At 34.3% G+C, this 19240-nt stretch carries 20 protein-coding genes; 13 read left to right on the top strand and 7 right to left on the bottom strand.

Features of this window, described 5'->3' with window-relative positions:
* Window positions 1–122: 122 nt before the first annotated feature.
* The 8 genes from GOQ17_RS05265 (at window position 123) to GOQ17_RS05230 (ending at window position 6353) form a co-directional block, all read left to right on the top strand.
* Window positions 123–878: an SDR family oxidoreductase gene (locus tag GOQ17_RS05265; protein WP_159635860.1), complete on the top strand. Its 756-nt coding sequence runs from the start codon at window positions 123–125 to the stop codon at window positions 876–878.
* 147 nt (window positions 879–1025) lie between these two features.
* Window positions 1026–1553, top strand: a complete 528-nt coding sequence (locus tag GOQ17_RS05260) for a class I SAM-dependent methyltransferase (protein WP_159635857.1) — start codon at window positions 1026–1028, stop codon at window positions 1551–1553.
* 2 nt (window positions 1554–1555) lie between these two features.
* The gene (locus tag GOQ17_RS05255; RefSeq protein ID WP_159635854.1) at window positions 1556–1906 is read left to right on the top strand and encodes a hypothetical protein; all 351 of its coding nucleotides are present in this window, start codon (window positions 1556–1558) and stop codon (window positions 1904–1906) included.
* Between the two features lie 39 nt (window positions 1907–1945).
* Window positions 1946–3553 (top strand): Na+/H+ antiporter, encoded by a 1608-nt coding sequence (locus GOQ17_RS05250; RefSeq protein WP_159635851.1) that lies wholly within the window; start codon window positions 1946–1948, stop codon window positions 3551–3553.
* Between the two features lie 132 nt (window positions 3554–3685).
* Window positions 3686–3934: a four helix bundle protein gene (locus GOQ17_RS05245; RefSeq protein ID WP_201288547.1), complete on the top strand. Its 249-nt coding sequence runs from the start codon at window positions 3686–3688 to the stop codon at window positions 3932–3934.
* 51 nt (window positions 3935–3985) lie between these two features.
* Complete coding sequence (locus GOQ17_RS05240; protein WP_159635848.1) at window positions 3986–5002, top strand: bestrophin family protein; 1017 nt, start codon at window positions 3986–3988, stop codon at window positions 5000–5002.
* Window positions 5003–5096: 94 nt separating this feature from the next.
* Window positions 5097–5834 carry an LCIB family protein gene (locus GOQ17_RS05235; RefSeq protein WP_159635845.1) on the top strand — a complete coding sequence of 246 codons (738 nt, stop codon included), beginning with the start codon at window positions 5097–5099 and terminating at the stop codon, window positions 5832–5834.
* A 75-nt stretch (window positions 5835–5909) separates the two neighbouring features.
* Window positions 5910–6353 (top strand): nuclear transport factor 2 family protein, encoded by a 444-nt coding sequence (locus GOQ17_RS05230; protein WP_159635842.1) that lies wholly within the window; start codon window positions 5910–5912, stop codon window positions 6351–6353.
* Between the two features lie 24 nt (window positions 6354–6377).
* On the opposite strand, the gene GOQ17_RS05225 is transcribed toward GOQ17_RS05230, so the two are convergent.
* The 4 genes from GOQ17_RS05225 to GOQ17_RS05210 form a co-directional block, all read right to left on the bottom strand.
* Window positions 6378–7124: a menaquinone biosynthetic enzyme MqnA/MqnD family protein gene (locus tag GOQ17_RS05225; RefSeq protein ID WP_159635839.1), complete on the bottom strand. Its 747-nt coding sequence runs from the start codon at window positions 7122–7124 to the stop codon at window positions 6378–6380.
* Entirely contained in the window at window positions 7121–7744 is a 624-nt protein-coding gene (locus GOQ17_RS05220) for a histidine phosphatase family protein (protein WP_159635836.1), read from the bottom strand. The genes GOQ17_RS05225 and GOQ17_RS05220 overlap by 4 nt, the downstream gene beginning before the upstream one ends.
* 15 nt (window positions 7745–7759) lie before the next feature.
* Window positions 7760–8953 carry an aminofutalosine synthase MqnE gene (mqnE, locus tag GOQ17_RS05215; protein ID WP_159635833.1) on the bottom strand — a complete coding sequence of 398 codons (1194 nt, stop codon included), beginning with the start codon at window positions 8951–8953 and terminating at the stop codon, window positions 7760–7762.
* Between the two features lie 61 nt (window positions 8954–9014).
* On the bottom strand, window positions 9015–10853 hold the full coding sequence (locus tag GOQ17_RS05210) for an ABC transporter ATP-binding protein (protein WP_159635830.1): 1839 nt from the start codon (window positions 10851–10853) through the stop codon (window positions 9015–9017).
* Between the two features lie 186 nt (window positions 10854–11039).
* Between GOQ17_RS05210 and GOQ17_RS05205 the strand changes: the two genes are divergently transcribed.
* Together GOQ17_RS05205 and GOQ17_RS05200 are read left to right on the top strand one after the other, a co-directional pair.
* The gene (locus tag GOQ17_RS05205) at window positions 11040–12200 is read left to right on the top strand and encodes a pyridoxal phosphate-dependent aminotransferase (RefSeq protein WP_159635827.1); all 1161 of its coding nucleotides are present in this window, start codon (window positions 11040–11042) and stop codon (window positions 12198–12200) included.
* Window positions 12201–12224: 24 nt separating this feature from the next.
* A complete protein-coding gene (locus GOQ17_RS05200) occupies window positions 12225–13064 on the top strand; it encodes a prephenate dehydrogenase (RefSeq protein WP_159635824.1) in 840 nt (279 codons plus the stop codon).
* A gap of 26 nt (window positions 13065–13090) precedes the next feature.
* Here GOQ17_RS05200 and GOQ17_RS05195 read toward each other — a convergent pair whose 3' ends face one another.
* A complete protein-coding gene (locus GOQ17_RS05195; RefSeq protein ID WP_159635821.1) occupies window positions 13091–13684 on the bottom strand; it encodes an LURP-one-related family protein in 594 nt (197 codons plus the stop codon).
* Window positions 13685–13763: 79 nt separating this feature from the next.
* Window positions 13764–14294 (bottom strand): DUF962 domain-containing protein, encoded by a 531-nt coding sequence (locus GOQ17_RS05190; RefSeq protein WP_159635818.1) that lies wholly within the window; start codon window positions 14292–14294, stop codon window positions 13764–13766.
* A 287-nt stretch (window positions 14295–14581) separates the two neighbouring features.
* Between GOQ17_RS05190 and GOQ17_RS16185 the strand changes: the two genes are divergently transcribed.
* Window positions 14582–15280: a LuxR C-terminal-related transcriptional regulator gene (locus GOQ17_RS16185; RefSeq protein WP_201288540.1), complete on the top strand. Its 699-nt coding sequence runs from the start codon at window positions 14582–14584 to the stop codon at window positions 15278–15280.
* A gap of 70 nt (window positions 15281–15350) precedes the next feature.
* Here GOQ17_RS16185 and GOQ17_RS05180 read toward each other — a convergent pair whose 3' ends face one another.
* Window positions 15351–15632, bottom strand: a complete 282-nt coding sequence (locus tag GOQ17_RS05180; protein ID WP_159635815.1) for a GNAT family N-acetyltransferase — start codon at window positions 15630–15632, stop codon at window positions 15351–15353.
* A 131-nt stretch (window positions 15633–15763) separates the two neighbouring features.
* Here GOQ17_RS05180 and GOQ17_RS05175 point away from each other — a divergent pair, with 131 nt between their 5' ends.
* Window positions 15764–17077, top strand: coding sequence for a BamA/TamA family outer membrane protein (locus GOQ17_RS05175; RefSeq protein WP_159635812.1), 1314 nt, complete (start codon window positions 15764–15766; stop codon window positions 17075–17077).
* 11 nt (window positions 17078–17088) lie between these two features.
* A complete protein-coding gene (locus GOQ17_RS05170) occupies window positions 17089–19161 on the top strand; it encodes a TonB-dependent receptor (RefSeq protein ID WP_159635809.1) in 2073 nt (690 codons plus the stop codon).
* The last annotated feature ends 79 nt before the right edge of the window (window positions 19162–19240 follow it).

Here is a 19240-nt window from a genome sequence, read left to right as displayed (position 1 = left end):
TACTGCTATAATAAGTATGTAGAAAAAGTACTACAAAATTCAAATACCGAAAAGTTCACCATTTTTATTGTCATAAAACGACACATATTTGCATTGATTATTAATAAAATAAACAATCAATTATGGCAAGAAATGATTTAAAAGGAAAAGTTGTATTAATTGCTGGTGGAGCAAAAAATTTAGGTGGATTGTTAAGTAGAGATTTTGCTGCTAAAGGAGCGAAAGTAGCTATTCACTATAATAGCGATGCTACAAAAGCGGATGCAGAACAAACATTGGCCGATATCCAATCAAATGGAGGCGAAGCTTTTACTTTCCAAGCTGATTTGACAAAAGTTGAAAATATTTCTAAACTTTTCGCTGAAACCAAAGCCAAATTTGGTGGAATTGACATTGCAATCAATACGGTAGGCATGGTTTTGAAAAAACCTTTCTTAGAAACTACTGAGGCAGAGTACGATACAATGTTTGACATCAACTCTAAAGTGGCGTATTTCTTTATTCAAGAAGCAGGTAAAACATTGAATGACAATGGTAAAATCTGTACAATCGTAACATCATTATTAGCAGCTTATACTGGACTGTACTCTACATATGCGGGTGCTAAAGCTCCAGTAGAACATTTTACACGTATGGCATCAAAAGAATTTGGTGAAAGAGGTATTTCTGTAACTGGTGTTGCTCCAGGTCCTATGGATACGCCATTTTTCTATGGTCAAGAAGCTCCAGAAGCAGTTGCGTATCACAAATCAGCATCGGCATTGGGTGGATTAACAGATATCAAAGATATCGCTCCTTTAGTAGAGTTTTTGGTAACTGACGGCTGGTGGGTTACAGGTCAAACTATCTTTGCAAACGGTGGTTATACGACTAGATAATTAATCAAAATTTATTCGAAGCCAGTGTTATTAGTAATACTGGCTTTTTGATTTTTTTAAATAGAAATTTTATTTCAGAGAATTTAATTTCTTTTGTATATTTTTAATCATCAAACAATTATTAAGCTTAAACGAATTTAAATAAAGGTGGAAATTGCTGAATGTGTGTATTTTATTAAAAAAGCAATATCTATATCCGAAAAAACGCAAACATGGGCAGATTTAGGATGTGGAAGTGGAGTTTTTACACTATCATTAGCTCGATTACTTCCTGCTGGAAGTATTATTTATGCAATTGATAAAGTTTCGCAACAAATCCCTGATCAAACTCATAATGGTGTACATATTTATTTCATAAAATCAGATATAGCATATTTAGACCTCAATGTATCTAATCTAGATGGTATTATCATGGCAAATGCCTTGCATTATATGGAAAATCAATATGAAGTCGTTTGTAGATTGGGAAAACTTTTTAAAGAGAAAAAGCAATTTATCCTAATAGAATACGACACCTCCATTTCAAATCAATGGGTGCCCTATCCTATTCCATTTTCAAATCTAAACAAACTATTTCCAGCGGATAAATATGATATAAATAAAATAGCTGAGCGCAAATCTATTTATGAACAAAATAATATGTATTGTGCTTTAATAACAACCAAAAACAATTAACTATGATACTAAAAATTATTAACGCAGCCTTGATACTTGTGGCAGTATTCATGGGCTTCAAACACGGATGGGCAATGCTTACTGGCAAAGCTGAAATGTTAGAAATGTTCGCTAAATGGAATTTTAGCAAAAATGCGGTTATGATAAATGGTGCTGTAACCATGCTTGCATCATTACTTATTTTATTTCCCAAAACATTTGTATGGGGCAATTTCTTAATGGCTGCTGGTATCTTAATGATACTTTGTTTGCAATTGCTCATCAAAGATGTAAAAGGTGCGGCAATTGAAGTCCCATTTCTATTATTGAATCTTGTTATTATTTATTTGCAACATCCACTTAAGAGTAATTGAAAATTTACAATTGATAATTAACCATTATAAATTATAAACATGCACCACCAAATATTACTTGTTTTAGGATTATTATTTGCCGTTATCCATTTAGTAATGTTAGCGCAACGCATCAGGGTTGCTTATCCGATATTTTTAGTCATAGCCGGATTAGCTATCAGTTTTATACCCGGAATGCCTGTGTTACACCTCGAACCCGATTTAATCTTCTTAATTTTCCTACCTCCGTTGCTTTACGAAGCAGCTTGGTACACCTCATGGAAAGATTTTTGGAAATGGAGGCGCCCGATTGCTTTATTGGCTTTTGGATTAGTATTTTTTACTTCCATGGTGGTCGCTTATGCTTCAAACGCTTTTATTCCAGGATTTACATTGGCATTAGGTTTCCTTTTGGGCGGAATAGTATCTCCCCCTGATGCTGTAGCTGCGGCTACGGTATTAAAAGGCATGAAGGTTCCAAAACGATTAATGACCATTCTCGAAGGTGAAAGTTTGGTGAATGATGCATCTACGTTAATCGTATTCAAATTTGCGGTTTTAGCGGTTTTGTCGGGTACATTTTCCATGCAAGAAGCTACTGGGCAATTTTTTATTGTGGCTGGAATGGGTATAGTTGTTGGGTTAGTTGGTGCAAATATCATGTATGCTATACATCGCTTTTTACCTACAACACCTGCGATTGATGCAGCATTAACTGTGATGACACCTTACATTTTGTTTTTGGCAGCAGAACAATTTCATTTTTCGGGTGTGATGGCGGTTGTGAGTGGTGGATTATTTATGTCGTATCGTGCGCACGAAGTATTCAATACTGGCAGTACGCGTTTGAATATGTTGGGCGTTTGGACGACCATGATTTTTTTGATGAATGCATTAGTATTTATTTTAATTGGTTTGGAATTACCCGAAATCGTTGCTGGTTTGGGCGAATATTCGATTGCTGATGGTATTAAGTATGGATTGATTATTAGCGTTATCGTTATTTTATTGCGCTATTTGTGGGTTTATCCTGCGGCACATTTGCCGAGATTATTAAGTCCAAAAGCACGTAAAGATCCTTCTCCAGGGTGGAAAGGTCCTTTGGTAATCAGTTGGGCAGGAATGCGTGGTGTCGTTTCATTAGCTACAGCACTTTCTATTCCGTTGATGTTGAATGAAACGGAAGCATTTCCGCAACGAAATTTAATCATCTTTATCACGTTCGTGGTAATTTTTGTCACGTTGGTATTTCAAGGTTTAACATTGCCATTTGTTATCAAACTTATTAACTTGAAAGAAATAGACAATATAGCAAATGAAGAAGAACAACGCGCACTTATTCAAATAAGATTAGGAAAAGTAGCCTTAAATCATATCAATGAAAAATACAACGAAAATCTTTCCTCGAATGAATTAATACAGTTTTATAAAGAAAATTTGGAAGATGAAATTTCTAATACCAAAGAGCGGCTGAATTCATTAGAATGTTCACATACTGCCGAATCGGGAATTGAATTATATCATCAAATGCTATTAGAAATTATCGCACAACAACGTAAAGAATTATTCTTATTGAAGAAAGATCCGATTTGCACCGATGAAGAAATCCGTCATGCAGAATTTCAGTTGGATTTAGAAGAATTGAAAATAACGGGAATACAGCATTAATTGATAATGGAGAATTGTAAATTGATAATTGATAATTATGAGAGAGAATATTATAAAGTACAAGTCGTTTGCGTTTGCTCTGCGAACTGTTCATCTCTATAAGTTTCTCAAAGAAAATAAAAGGGAGTTGTTTTGAGCAAACAACTTTTGCGAAGCGGAACTGCTATTGGAGCTTTAGTAAGGGAAAGTGAACAAGTTGAAAGCACTGCAGATTTTATTCACAAATTATCAATTGCTTTAAAAGAAGCGAATAAAACAGATTATTGGATTGAACTTTTATATCAATCTGATTATTTATCGCAAACAGAATATATCTCTATTAAAACCGATATAACTGAAATATTAAAAATACTTATTTCTATAATTAAGTCAACAAAATAAAAACGTCAAAAATAATTATCAATTGTTAATTATAAATTTTCAATTCAAAAAATGAACATATCAAGCCATTATAAACTACAACATTTTATCCCATGGACGAAGCACAATATCATCAAAATGTTGCTATTATCCATTGCTCCCACAATCCTATTTTTATATTTAGGTTGGCATTGGTTGGCGATTCCGTGGGTGCCGGTTGCATTGATTGGTACGGCTACAGCCTTTATTTCTGGATTCAAAAACACGCAAACATACAACCGTACTTGGGAAGCTCGTCAAATATATGGTGCAATTATCAATAGTAGTCGCACGTTTGGTGTGATGACCAAGGATTTTGTACGAACAGGTAATCCTACACAAAATGCTCAATTACAAAAGGAAATTATCTATCGTCATTTTGCTTGGCTAACGGCATTGCGTTTTCAATTGCGAGAAGTAAAAGGTTGGGAAAACGTAAAAACAAAAAGATATAATCAAGATTATCTCAAGTATTATACCGTACCAGAATGGGTAACAAAGCTAGAAGATGAATTGAAGCCATACCTTTCGGAAGATGAATTGCGGTATATATTATCGACTAAAAACAGAGCTACACAAATCTTAGCAAAACAATCGCATCAATTAAAAGAATTGAACAAAAAAGGTATTATCGGTGATTATAATTATGTAAGTTTCGAAAATCAAATCAAAGATTTGTACGACCAACAAGGAAAATGCGAACGCATCAAAAATTTCCCATATCCACGTCAGTTTTCCAGCATCAATATCTATTTTACCAATCTGCTTTGTTTCTTGATTCCATTAGGTTTCATTGGAGAACTATCCAAAAACATTGACAAATTTGGCGAATGGATTATTTGGCTAACGATTCCGTTAAGCGTATTAGTCGGCTGGATATTCTTGGTATTAGAACAAATTGGCGAAAGCACCGAAAATCCATTTGAAGGAAATGCCAATGATATTCCGATTACACAAATCAGTAGAAATATTGAGATTGATCTACGCGAAATGCTTGGCGAAACGGACTTACCACCAGCCATCCAAGCAAAAAATAATATTATGATGTAGAATTGAAAATGGAGAATAAGCAATTTTTCATTTTCAATCACAAATTATCAATTACAAATCATCATTTATAATTTAACCATTATCAATTATAAAAATGAGTTTAGAATCCGTAAGAAAATGGTATCCGAAAGCGATGACTTCTATCGATACCGTAAATAGACTTTTAGATACTATTGAAGAAGAATTAGGTTTGAAACCTAATCAATTGATGCACGCCGACAGTATGTGTTGCGATGATGTTAATGCCATACAATATCCACCTCGAGCTTTAGAAATGCTTGGTCCTTTTCATTTGGGTGGATTGAATGGATTTCCATTTGCAGGCATCACAGGTATGAATGCGTTTGCACATCACGTACCCGAAGATGGCGCTGTGATAATTTTCTACGCTCCACATATTGGTATCACAAAAGATGGAACGATTGGGGAGATTCATCGTATCGGTCAAAGTGCAAATTCTGCATGTTGTGGTGCTGCAAAAGGCGCTTTAGGCAAATTGATTGACAATAAAATCATCCAAGGCAATGTATCTTCATTAGACTTTCAGATGAATACAATTGAACAAATTTTTCTACATCAAAAAAAACGAATATTGAATGCTCCCAATCAAATTTTCGAAGCCACAGAAGTGATGTATGAAGCCATTGACGAACGTATTCAAGTTTTGGTTAAAGAAACCAATTACCCTTGTAAATATGTTCTTTTAGTTGGAGGCATCTTCATTAACGGCGACCGTGATATGGGTTCATTCTGTCAGTACAAACGCTTTGAATGTATTGATTTGGAATCCAGCGAACGAAAAAGCTTGATGGAGAAATATTATAAGAATTGAGAATTCACAATTTACAATTGATAATTCTCAAATATCAAATATCAATTTCCCATTATCAATTATCAATTAAAACAAATGAAACATTTCCTTTTTATAGCACTATCTGTAATAACTTTTACAGCTTGTGGGCAACAACAGAATTCAACAAAGAAAACTAATCAACAATCAGAAAACTTTAATACAGAAAAAAATATGGAAGATATAGCAAAACCAGTAAAGGCTTTAATAGAAGCTATGCAAGCCGAAGATGCTCAAGCAATCAGAGCACAATTTTCAGATAAGGCTACCCAAGCGTATGGTGCTGATGGCGCTATGAAAACGGCTGCTGAAACGTACAAATGGATTCAAACGGATATTATCGACAGAAAAGGTAAAGTTGCAAATCCAAAAATAGAAATAATAAGTGGTAACGAAGTGGTGGTTACAGGTCAATATTCAAGTATTGGTTATACCAATAAAGCCAATTTTTTATTTACAGTTAAAGATGGTTTAATCACTAGCTGGAGAATGCGCTACTAAAATTTTAAGAGATTGATTTTAAAACTATACACCTTTAAAATCAATCTCTTCTAATTCTTTATAAAATTCTAGATATCTAGATATTGCTTCTCTCTTTCCAGCATCCAAATTGAAATCCAAATATTCTGTCAAATATTCTTTATAATCAAAATTCGGATAAGATTTCAATCCATCAATTACGTCTGTCGGATGGGAAACCCCATCTCTCAGTGCTGCATTAAAGTCCTTAACAAAATCATCAGAAAGTTTTTTGTTGGATACCCACACTGCGTAAGCAAATGGCAATCCTGTGAATTTTTTCCAAATTTCACCTAAATCATAAACATAAGGAACAGTTTCTTTTTGCCCGAATGTCCGGTCGCCAATTAGCACATATGCATCAGCCTCTTCTTCCATCGTAACAGCAACCTCACGTTTCCAATAATGTTTTAACAGAATACGAGCCAATCCATTGGATGTGCGAGACTGTTTATCCAGACGCAAACTTGTAATTTCTTCGATTGGTTTTGTTGAAAAGATAAAAACAGAATCCACAGCACCATCCGAACCAATACAATAATCTGTGATAATATGGTAATTTGGTATTCTTGTCAATGCAGCAACAGGAATAATTCCCATGTCCACTTCATCTTGTATGACTTTTCGTGCACATTCTGCTGGTACGTCAACACTTAAATCAATTTGATGCAAAAGCTTTTCTGACGCTTTTACCCCTTGTAAAAACGGTAATGTATTGGTATAACTTACTGCCGAAACTTTTATTTTACTCATTCCAGCCCCTCCAAATGTTTGGTATTAAAATGCTCTTTTATGTTGAATTTTCCGTCCTCATATTCCAATACATACAATGACGTATTGGTATGTGGAAAATCGTCCATATTGGTAACAGGCACTCCGGTCAGATGACATAGCATAATCCGCAAAGCTCTACCATGTAAACATACCAAAACAGTATCTTCATCTTCGTTATCTAAGATATAAGAAATAGCTTCTTTTTGTCTTTTCACCAATTGATTTGGCGATTCACCGTTTTCTACATGTGCATCCAAGTCACCATTTCGCCAAGCGGAAACCAATTCTTTGAACCCCTGCATGATGGTTTCATCTTGGACTTTCCCTTCATAGATACCCCAACTTATCTCATCCAAACCACTCAATGATTCATACGGAATATGTAATTCATCCACAAAACGCTCAATTGTTTCGTAGGTACGAACCAAAGTAGATGTATATATCTTATCAAAAGAAATATCTTTATAAGCATCAAAAAAAGCATCAGCTTGCTTCCTACCCGTTTCATTCAACGAAGTATTCACTCCTCTCCCTTGAACTATTCCGTTGAGGTTAAGGTCTGTTTGCCCGTGTCTTATAAAATAAAAAGTCTTTTTCAATGTTTCTTAACTTGTTTAGTTTACGACAGGTAAAGCATAATATTTCTTTGACTTGTCTTCTTCAAAAACAACATCCTTGTAATCCGTAACCACATTGTACAATGTATCTCTTTCGATAGGATGACGGCCTACATTTTTGATTAACTCAACCAATTCTTGCGTACTCATGGCAGGAGTTTGTTCTTCTGCACCAGCCATAGAGTAAATTTTTGTTGTATCATCCAATGTTCCATCTATATCATCCACGCCATACGCTAAAGAAAGCTGTGCTGTATCACGCGAAATCATCGCCCAATACGCTTTGATATGAGGAAAATTGTCCATGTAAATACGCGCTATGGCATAATTACGCAAATCTTCAATTACGGAAACTTCTGGAACATGAGACATTTGGTTGTCCTTATTACGGAATTTCAAAGGAATAAAAGTTTGAAATCCGCCTGTTTTGTCTTGTAAAGTACGCAAACGTTCCATATGGTCTACACGATGCCAAAATTGTTCAATATGCCCATAAAGCATGGTTGCGTTGGTATGCATACCCAATTTGTGTGCTTGCTCGTGAATATCCAACCATTGTTCCGCGGTACATTTATCATGTGCTATTTGCTCACGAATTTCTGGATGAAAAATTTCCGCACCACCGCCAGGCATAGAATCCAAACCACATTCTTTCAAAAATTTCAAACCATCGTAGTGCGATAACTTGGCTTTTTTGAAAATATAATAGTATTCAACGGGTGTCAAACCTTTGATATGCAAGTCAGGACGGTGCTCTTTACAACGTTTGAAGAATTCAGCATAAAATTCCAAATTTTGCTTAGGCACGACACCACCTGTGATATGAACTTCCGTCACCGGCTCGTTATCATATTTCTTTACCACATCCAACATTGCATCCACATCCATCTCCCATCCTTCTTCACGTTGCTTAATCATGCGTGAATACGAACAGAATTTACAATCGTACACACACACATTCGTCGGTTCGATATGAAAATTACGGTTGAAATATGTATAGTCACCGTGTTTTTTCTCACGGATATAGTTAGCAAGTATACCTAAATAATTAAGGTCTCCCTTTTCGTATAAAATTACGCCTTCGTCAAATGTGATACGCTCTTCTGCTAGTACCTTTTCAGCTATTCTTTTTAAATCAACATCCAAATTTGGATTATTAATCAAAAAAGTTAGCTTTTTATCAGCATTCATATATTACTCCCTTCTTACTCAAATATATCAAAAACAATGCAAATTTTGCTTTTGAAGCTAATTAAGCTTCAGCAAATTGTTGCATGTCGATTAATCGTTTGTATAGTCCGTTGTGATTAACTAATTCAGTGTGCGAACCCACTTCTACAATCCTTCCAGCTTCCAAAACAACAATTTTATCTGCATTCTGAATCGTACTCAAACGGTGTGCAATCACAACCGTAGTTCTATTTTCCATCAACTTATACAAAGAATCTTGAACCAATCTTTCGGATTCAGTATCCAAAGCCGAAGTAGCTTCATCCAACAACATAATTGGAGGGTTTTTCAAGACCGCACGTGCAATACAAATACGTTGACGTTGACCGCCCGAAAGTTTCGCTCCTCTATCCCCAATGTTTGTTTGATAACCTTCTGGAGTCTGCAAAATAAACTCGTGTGCATTCGCAATTTTTGCAGCAGCTTCAACCTCTTCTTGTGTTGCTCCTTCATTTGCAAACGCAATATTATTGAAGATGGTATCATTAAACAGAATAGATTCTTGATTTACCGTACCTATCAGAGCACGCAAAGAATCTTGATTTAATGTCTTTATATTCTTACCATCAAATAAAATCTCACCGCCTGTCACATCCATAAAACGAGGAATCAAATCCACCAAAGTAGATTTTCCACCACCAGAAGGTCCCACTAATGCTATAGTTTGTCCCTTTTTAATTTCCAGATTGATATTTTTTAAAATATCCTTCTCGCCATACGAAAATTGCACATTATCAAATACTACATTCGATTCGAAAGATAAAATGACTTCTGCATTTGGTGTATCTTCGACCTTATTTTGTTCATCAATAAGTTCTAATACACGCTCACCTGCCGCAATTCCATTGTGTACATTCGAAAACGAATCTGTCAATGCTTTTGCAGGACGCATCACTTGAGAGAATATCGCGATATAACCGATGAATTGAGAAGCTGTCAAATCCCCTTCTCCATTCAGTACCAAATTACCTCCATACAATAATATAACAGCAACCATCACTACGCCCAATAGCTCGGAAACAGGTGAACCCATTTGTTGTCGACGAACCATTCTACGCATGATTTTAGAATAGTTTTCACTTTCTGTGTTAAATCTATTTTTAATAAAATTTGATGCGTTGAAGGCTTTAATAATTTTTATACCAGACAACGCTTCGTCTAGGTTAGAAATCATTTTCCCATAAGACTCTTGTCCCTCTTTAGCTTGAGATTTTAATTTTTTCACAATACGTGAAATCACAAAAGCTGAAATAGGAATAACCAAAACCGAAAATAAAGTCAATTTTGCGGATAATGAAAACAAGACAACGATATAAGCTATTAACTGAAGTGGTTCTTTAAACACAACTTGTAAAGTTCCTGTAACTGAGAATTGTACAACTTGAACGTCAGAAGCAATTTTTGAAATAATATCACCTTTACGTTGATCCGAAAAATATCCTGTATGCAAATTCATCACATTATTGAAAACAGCTTTTCGCAGATTCAACAAAGTATGAATGCGCAAATTTTCCATTATACGTTGAGACAAATAGCGGAATAAATTGCTGATGAATACAGAGGTAATAATGACAATACAGACATATTTTAAGGCTTCGTAAGGTCCCAAATCATAATAAAGTCTGTCTGCATAATAGGTAAACCAATCACCAAACTCCATCCAACTCCCAGGTTTTTCAATCAGTTTGGGAGCTTGTATTTCAACATCTCCAGTTCCTTTGAATAATACTTGAAGTAGAGGCACTAGCAAGGCTAGGTTTAAAGTTCCAAAAACTACAGTGATAAGTGTACAAAGAATATAAGGAATAGCATATTTCTCAATAGGCTTGGCAAAGGATAATAATCTAAAGTATGTTTTCATTCACTAATTCTCAATAGGCAAAAATAGTAAAAATGCCGGTCAATTAATTGATATTGCAAATTAACCCTCAAAATGTTGCATATAAGTGATAAAGATTAAAGTATATAAAAAATATAGACTTTTATTAATGATTAATTCAACAAAGCGATTAAGTTTTTATAAATTTAGCACCAAATAATTATTTTGATGGAAATTCAAGTAGCAAAAAGATTACAACATACTGAAGAATACTACTTTTCAAAGAAATTAAGAGAGATTGATGAGATGAACAAAGCGGGAGCTCAGGTTATAAATCTGGGAATAGGAAGCCCTGATTTGCCTCCTCACCCTGAAGTAGTAAAAGTTTTGAACGAGCAAGCTGCTCTTAGCAACACCCATGGTTACCAAAATTACAAAGGTGCTCCTGCCCTTCGTCAAGCCATGGCAGATTGGTATGCACGATATTATACTGTAAATCTTGATGCAAATACAGAAATTTTGCCATTAATTGGTTCAAAAGAAGGAATCGTACACATCTGCATGACCTACTTGCAAGAAGGTGATGAAGTATTGATTCCGAATCCAGGCTACCCAGCCTATACGAGTGCGGTACGAATCACTGGAGCCACTCCTGTTCCTTATACATTGACTCAAGAAAACAACTGGTTGGTGGATTTTGAGGCTTTGGAACAATTGGATTTATCCAAAGTAAAAATGATGTGGATTAATTACCCACACATGCCTACGGGAGCTTTAGCCAATAAAGAATTTTTTGAAAAGGTAATTGCTTTTGGCAAAAAACATAATATCCTCATCTGTCACGATAATCCGTATAGCTTCATCCTGAATGATTCGCCAGAAAGTATTATGGCAATCGAAGGAGCTAAAGAGGTGGCGATAGAATTGAATTCTTTGAGTAAATCATCCAATATGGCTGGTTGGCGTATCGGCATGTTAGTCGCTAATAAAACACGTATTGGAGAAATCCTACGATTCAAGAGCAATATGGATTCGGGTATGTTTTTGCCTTTGCAATTAGCTGCCGCAAAAGCTTTGAGTTTGGATAAATCTTGGTACACACAATTGAACGAAGAATATGCTGAACGTCGCAAGAAGGTTTTTGAAATCATGGATTTATTGAATTGCCAATACGATTTAAATCAAGTCGGTTTATTCGTTTGGGCAAAAGTTCCTTCAAATTACTCAAATTCGTACGAGCTAAGTGATAAGATTTTGTACGATGCTAAAGTGTTTATCACTCCTGGTGGGATTTTTGGTTCTGCTGGCGAACAGTTTATCCGTATCAGTTTATGTGCGAATAAGGACACTTTAGAAAAAGCAATCGCACGAATTAAAGCAAATATTTAAGTAGAAAATAGTAAAACACAATATATGAACGTAGCTATTGTCGGAATAGGTTTGATAGGTGGTTCTGTTGCTATCCGACTAAAAGAAACTAAATTCGCTGATAAAATCATTGGCGTAGACAAGAATGAAGCCAACCAAAAGAAAGCCCTACAATTAGGTTTGGTGGATGAGATTCAAGATTTGAATGAAGCTATTGCTTCTTGTAAAATCATTGTATTGACCGTTCCGGTGGATGCCATTATGCAATTGACACCATATATCTTGGACAAAATCACAGACCAAGTTGTCATTGACATGGGATCTACCAAGATCAATATCTTGCAAAAAATTGCTGAGCATCCTAAGCGTGGACGCTATGTGGCTGCCCATCCTATGGCGGGTACTGAATACTCAGGTCCAGAAGCTGCTGTTGCGGGATTATTCAAAGACAAAAACATGGTCTATGTAGAAGCTTTCAAATCTGACGAAGATGCTTTTGACTTGGCGGATGCGCTGACGGATGTCCTTGAGATGAAGTCGCTATTTATGAATGCCGAAGAACATGATATGCATACAGCTTACGTGTCACATATTTCGCATTTGACTTCATTCGCCCTGGCTTTGACGGTTTTGGAGAAAGAAAAATCGCAAGGACGTATTTTTGAATTAGCGGGCTCAGGGTTTGAATCTACGGTTCGTCTAGCAAAATCTTCTCCAGATATGTGGACACCTATTTTCAAGCAAAACCGTGAAAATGTGATGGAAGTATTGGAAGAACATATCAAGCAATTGCAGAAACTGCATAATAAACTCGAAAAAGAGGATTACGATGGCTTACATAAGCTCATCAAGAAATCCAATAAGATTAAAAGAATTATAAAATAAAAGAGCGAGTAAATCGCTCTTTTATTTTATCCTCTACTTCTTTCGTTTAAAACCATTAATGCTAGACTCAACACCATTCTTTCTTCCTCGATGTCATTTTCGGTTAATTTAGTGACCGTAAATTTCCTACCGAAGAATGAAGGTTCTTTTTTAAGTTCGAATAATGGTTCGCCTGAATTTGATGAAAGTATATAAGCAGGATTAAAAAAATAACCTGATAACATGCCTATTACTGGAATTTCTCCAAAAACACCATCCCACATTTTGACAAAAGCGTTTTTCTCTTGTATAGTATGATCATGTTCATCTTGTGGATTCATTAATTTGAATGTAGATTTCCAAAATGACTTTAGTGTACTTCTTCTAACTTTACCTATAACATTTCCTATAGAATTAGTTATTGTAAATGTTTGTTGAAAATCTATTAGTTTATTTGATTTCAATTCGTATAATAATTCTGTTTTAGACTCATCACTGTAAATTTTAATTTGGTCACGCCACGCAAATATCTTCTCTCGCACATAAAAGATTGTTTTACCGAAAGCGTCTGTACCTACGAAATCGTTGGAAAGTGTCCCTATTTTAAATTTAAAATGTAAAGGATAGTTATATTGGCTCATTTCTTCTCTTTTATAAAAGTCCAAAATAGAAAAAATCCCGAATATTATATACTCGGGATTTCAAATATTTTAATTTCAATTAATATTTTATCTTAAATTTATCAAATACCTTTGACCACAACCATATTGGACCAATAGTCAAAAAATCTTTGAATAATTTTCCTGATAAGGCTTTTTCCTTTTTGAGTAAAACCCAAGATCCTATGATTCCGATCAATGAAATTATAGAACAAACTAATACCACTGTCGGACCTCCATCGCGCTCTATATATTCTAATTGCACAATAAAAAAACTCATGATAGCAATGGTAAACAACATAGCATAGGATAATGTCGGCGCTAGTCGAAGGTAACAATAGATAATAATAGCAATATAAAATGAGCCCCAATTTAAAAAAGTCTGCGCATTCATCTTTTGCAAAAATTCCAACTGCGGAAAAGGAATCATCCACACCAAACCCATTACTCCGAAAAATGCAAGTGTTAGGAATAGTGCATAAATGGATTTGTTGCCCAAAATTTGATTATCTAAATTTTTAAAGTAGAATTCTACTGTTGTATTAGGTGATATTTCCTTTTTATTTATGTGCTTTTTTACTCCTTTATTCATATTGCAAATCTAAACAATATATTGAAAATTCATTTGTTTACATTTTTGCACAATAAAAACTAAATTTTATTTAGCAACATATTAATGAAACGGAAAAAAACTATAAAACCATCCTTCATATCAATTAAAAAAACTTAAACTATTAAACACCTATAAGAAAAAGTAAACTTAATAAATAGGAAAATACAGTAAAAAGAAATTTATCGAAATTCAATGAATTCTCAACTATATTCTATTAAACATACTATTTTTAGGTATATTTGTGTACCAAACAACTACCTTAAGAAATGCCTATTGAAATTAAAAACGAAAAATGGAATGATTTATTCCGAAAACAGAGTTCAAAAACTACACAAGAAGAAGAAAATAAAGCTCTTGTAGACAGTTATTATTTTATCTTTGATTGCAATCAAAATGTTATTTCATTTATGAATATGGCATTTCAGACCATCACAGGATATGATGCCACCACATTTACCGTTGAGGATCTAATTGATATTATTCATCCTGATGATAAGGATTATTTCTTCTCGTGTGAAGAGAAGGATTTAAATTTTAAAAACAAATTAAGATTTAATGAGCATTTTAACTATCTGTATTCTTATACCTATAAAATACGAACTGCTCAAGATATTTATATTACGATAAAACAAACCTGTCAAGCATTAGAAGTTAATAATAAAGGGGATCTAACTAAAACTTTGGTCATTCATCAACGGATCAATGATTACGAGGAACGACCTTTCAATGATAGAAGAATTTATGACAAAAGCCGTAATATCTTTTTGGATACGGAAAATTGCTATAAGTTAACAAAAAGGGAACTAGAAATTTTGAAATTGGTTCAAGAAGGATTAAATAGTACTGAAATAGCAGATAAAATTTGTACCAGTAAGTATACTGTAGATACCCACCGTAAAAATATTTTGAATAAAACAAATTCAAATAACTTTATCGATTTAATTCGTAAGCTTTCACAAGCTTAATTTAAATATATAGAGCGTACTTGATAATATCAAATACGCTCTATATATCTCCTTAGCACAGAAAAATATTTTACGCTAGGACATCACGAATATCAACATCTTTATCGAATACCGATTTCGCAAATGGACATAATGGTATTATTTTAATATTATTTTCTCGAGCATAATCAACTGCTTTAGACAATAATATCTTCCCTATACCTTTACCTTTTTGATTTTCGTTGACCTCCGTATGGTCAATTATTATTTTATCCGCACCAGCTTTTGAATAGGTCATCTCACCTATTTTAACACCATCTTCAGATGCGATAAATGCACCTTTATTGTCTAGCTCTTCATGTTTTACTAACATATTTTTACTCCTCACTATTTATACGTAACAATTTAGCAATTCGAATTGTTTTATTAATTATTATAATCGTTATTCACAATGGTTTGTTCTATTTTTACACATACGTTTTTACAGCTTATACATTTACATCATTGAAAACAAATTTTAAACATCTAATATTCTTTTTATTAGCAAATCTAATAGTTAATGCTTCTGCAAAAGCACAAATCAATGAGAATTTACTACATTTAGATTCTTTAAAGAAGACAAATACTGAAGTTGTCCCAAATCAAACTACAGATTCTTTGTATGATATAGTAGATTTATTTAAGGATGTTAATCCATTTAAGAGTAAAAATAAGGATAACTCTACAAAAAAGCGCTCAGCTATTTCCTATTTGCCCAATATCAATTATAATCCAAGTATAGGATTTCAAATAGGTGTTAAAGCAGTGGGGGGATTATACTTGGGTGATCGGGAGAATACGAGTATGTCGGTATTTGCGACAGCATTAAATTACACGACTCGAGGAATTGTTTTAGGCTATTTGTTTCATGACACATATACAAGAGAGAACAAATGGAATCTAAAAGGTAGTCTTCATATTGCGAAATTAGTCGGTCTAGATTATGGTTTAGGTTTAGGCATTCCATTAGAAGACGCTACTCACGAAGAATATATATTAAATAATCCTGAAAGAACTCGTTTTGTCAATAATTATACTATCTACGGTCTAAGTGAGAGAATATATCGTCAATTAGCTGACAATCTTTTTTTAGGAGCTGGTGTGTACATTGATTTAAAAAGAAATATAAAAACGGTTGGTGCGTCGGGAGATACTCCTCTTGAGATATATAGTAAGCGAAAAGGTTATAACGCTATTATGAATAACAACAATGGCTTAATGCTTAATTTGCAGTATATGACCCGAGATAATCCCAATAGTGCATATAAAGGAATTTATACCGATGTGGTTTTACGAGCAAACCAAACCTGGTTGGGCAGCTCTCAAGAAGGATTCCAATTGCTAACGGATTTTCGAAAGTATTGGCAATTATCTACAGAAATACCAAATCATGTTTTAGCATTTTGGTATTATGGATCTTATAATGTTGGTGGGGATTTGGGGTATTTAGATTTGCCGGGAACTGGGAAAGATCCTTATGCGCGCTCAGGACGTGGATATACTAACGGATATTTTAGAGGAAAATCCTTTGCATACGGCGAATTAGAGTATAGATTCCCAATACTCCGCAACCAATTCCTAAGTGGAGTAGTCTTTGGAAATCTACAAACTGTCGATGACGAAATCGGAAGTAAAATGTTCAAGCAGTGGCAACCTGCCGGTGGTGCGGGTTTACGTATATTGTTTAATAAATTGACACGTACAAATCTATGTATAGATTATGCATACGGAAGATTTGGACAAAAAGGTTTATTTTTAGGACTAAACGAAGCTTTTTAATTTTGCTATATATGAAATATACTTTTTCTATACTTGCGGTTATACTTTCATCCACAAAAATTTTAATTGCACAAACTGACTCTTTACCATCCAATTCCATAGTATTGCAACCAGTAGAAATTAAACAATATTTTAATAAACAATCAATTTTAGAACTTACCAATAGTGCGCATACTCTATCATCTTCAACTATAAACTCGCAGTCACCCACCTCACTCACATCAGCCTTAAATACGGTAGCGGGTATTCGGATGGAAGAACGATCACCTGGGTCGTATCGTTTATCGATGCGCGGCAGCTTAATACGATCACCTTTTGGTATACGAAATACGAAAGTATATATTGATGAAATACCCTTTACAGATGCAGGAGGAAACACCTATCTAAATCTTTTGGACCCACAATCTCTCGAGTCAATTCAAATTTTAAAAGGTCCAGATGGCTCTCTATTCGGTGCCAATTCTGGTGGTGTCATTCGTATAAGTCCGCAAGGTTTTGATAGTGCGAATGATGAGATTTCTCTTCAAGTTTTAGGTGGATCTTTTGGTTTATTTCAACAAAATCTAGGCATAAATAAAAAAGTAAATGATAGGTATCAATTTGCTTTCAATCAATCCTATCTAAATTCTGATGGATATAGAGAAAATGCTGCATTTGAGCGTAAATCTTTCCAAACAGCGCATCAATTTAACTACAATCCTAAGGGACAATTAAAGTTATTTGCGTTTTATACTGATTTGGGATATCAGACTCCAGGAGGATTGACTTTAGCACAGTACGAAGAAAATCCAAAATCTGCGCGTCCTGCAGCTGGACCGAATCCAAGTGCTGTAGAACAAAAAGCTGCAATATATAATAAAACGTTTTTCAGTGGATTGGGACATGATTATCAAATTTCATCTAAACTTTCACATTATATAGGTGTTTTTGGTTCGTATACAGATTTCGAAAATCCATTTATTACCAACTATGAATTCAGAACGGAGAAGAATTTAGGATTAAGAACATTCCTATCTTACCAAAATAATGATTTATCGCTTCCATTTCAGTTCCAATTTGGTATGGAGGGAATTAAAGGCTGGAATAAAATCAATAATTACGATAACAATAAGGGTGTCATGGGAAATCCTCAAGCCAATGATCTATTAGCTAATCAACAAATGAATTTATTTTCAAGAACACAATTAGACATCACGAAAAATTGGGTTCTCGAAGGATCATTAGGTCTCAATAAAAATTCTATCCGATATGAAACATTATATCCCTTAGAATCTCAATCAGAAGGAAATATAAAGTTTGATAATGTATGGATGCCTCGTCTTGCTACGTCTTACCAAATTAATAATTTAATGGCGTTAAGGGCTTCAATATCTAAAGGTTACTCCACCCCTACACTAGCGGAAGTGAGGTCATCAGATAATACCATAAACACTGATCTGCTAGCTGAAGATGGTATTAATTATGAAATAGGATACAAATTACAAGGGCGTAATAAAAATTGGTTAGTGGATCTTGCTGTATATCAATTTGAGATGGAAAATGGAATAGTAAGAAGACTGAATGAATCGGGCGTAGAATATTATAGCAACGCAGGGGAAATGAATCAAAAAGGAGTAGAATTATCTTATTGGTCAAGTTGGAACATCAACACAAAATTTCTAAATTCGATTCAATTTAATGCAGCCATTACATATAATCATTATAGATTTGGTCAATATAGTAATGCCAACAACGATTTTTCTAATAATAAGATTACATCAGTTCCTGATTGGACAATGAGCAATAGCTTATATTTAATCTTAGCAAAACAATTCCAATTGAATATCACACATAATCATACGAGCTCTATACCTTTGGACGATGCTAATACTGTGTTCGCCCCTAAATATGATTTGATTCAAGCTAGGCTAAATTGGAGCAATTCTATTGAAAAATTACGTACTAAATACACCTTATTTGTAGGAATAGATAATCTACTTAATCAGAAATATAGTTTGGGAAATGATATTAATGCATTTGGTGGACGTTTCTTTAATGCAGCTTCACTGAGAAATGCCTATGCTGGCGCCATTATTTCTTTATAAAACAATTATTTAACCAATTGATACAAGTCTTCTAAACTTTTATTATGGACAGTTGTTATTAAATTAATCAACAAATGTT

It is taken from the genome of Sphingobacterium composti, assembly GCF_009829075.1.
Lineage (GTDB): Bacteria > Bacteroidota > Bacteroidia > Sphingobacteriales > Sphingobacteriaceae > Sphingobacterium > Sphingobacterium composti.
Note: the sequence above shows the minus strand (reverse complement) of the source record. Positions and strands in the feature narration are given on the sequence as shown.